The organism is Staphylococcus sp. HMSC65H10 (assembly GCF_001839185.1).
GTDB classification, from domain to species: Bacteria; Bacillota; Bacilli; order Staphylococcales; family Staphylococcaceae; genus Staphylococcus; species Staphylococcus simulans.
Genome location: NZ_KV840409.1, coordinates 1 through 805, shown reverse-complemented (window position 1 = coordinate 805; position 805 = coordinate 1). Strand labels below are relative to the sequence as shown.

Annotated in this window: 2 protein-coding genes; both read left to right on the top strand. The window is 38.1% G+C overall.

Features of this window, described 5'->3' with window-relative positions:
- The first annotated feature begins 52 nt into the window (after positions 1 to 52).
- Entirely contained in the window at positions 53 to 472 is a 420-nt protein-coding gene (locus HMPREF3270_RS11030; protein ID WP_070501985.1) for a DUF3310 domain-containing protein, read from the top strand.
- On the top strand, positions 473 to 670 hold the full coding sequence (locus HMPREF3270_RS11025) for a DUF3269 family protein (RefSeq protein WP_060804338.1): 198 nt from the start codon (positions 473 to 475) through the stop codon (positions 668 to 670). It begins immediately after the preceding gene.
- Positions 671 to 805 lie beyond the last annotated feature (135 nt).

Below are 805 nucleotides of genomic sequence, written 5' to 3'. Positions count from 1 at the left end.
CTGGTACTTGCACCTATGTGAAAATGATTTAATGGTAAAGGCGGTGCGTTAGATGAACGAGATTAAAGATTTAAGAAGAGATGATCGTATTATCTTATGGCAATATCGTGGATTAAATGTGCAGGACGGTCATGCAGGTGTTGTTATTCGAGAAGTTGATAGACTTGGCAAACAATCAGTCATGGTTCAGTTAGATGGTATCGATGACCCGTTCGAACTTACTGATGAGGATTACTTCGACAAGAAAGCTGAACATTTTGAAGATTATAAAAACATCCCTGAACATTATCAAGGGACAGGTGATATTGATGTTATCGAATTTTGTAGACAACACTTTACACCCGAAGAGTTCAGAGGCGCAATGAAGTTTAATCTTATTAAATATCCAACAAGGCTGGGTCGTAAAGACGCATTAGATAAAGAGTTGGATAAAATCATCGATTATGCGCAACGTCTCAAGGAGGGGCTTTAAATGGGCTTATTGGAAGGAGCTAAAAATAAATACTATCTCAAAAACAAGTATGGAGAAATAGCATTCAGTGTAATACCGCTTGCTGAAGATACAAATTATGTAGGCAATATGGCAGGCATGCATTATCAAAAAATGAAAGCTATTAAAACAGATGAGGAATTAGCACAGTTTATTAAAGCTAACGATCTGGTGAAGTGATGAGAGAACTTACAAACACAATTAAACAGCGTTTCAAATCAGACACACGAGGACGTAGTTTAACGCAACTAGAGCAAGAGTTACAGAGCAGAGGCGTAAAGGGGTTTGTGATTGATGCAAGCCCTACACGCATCA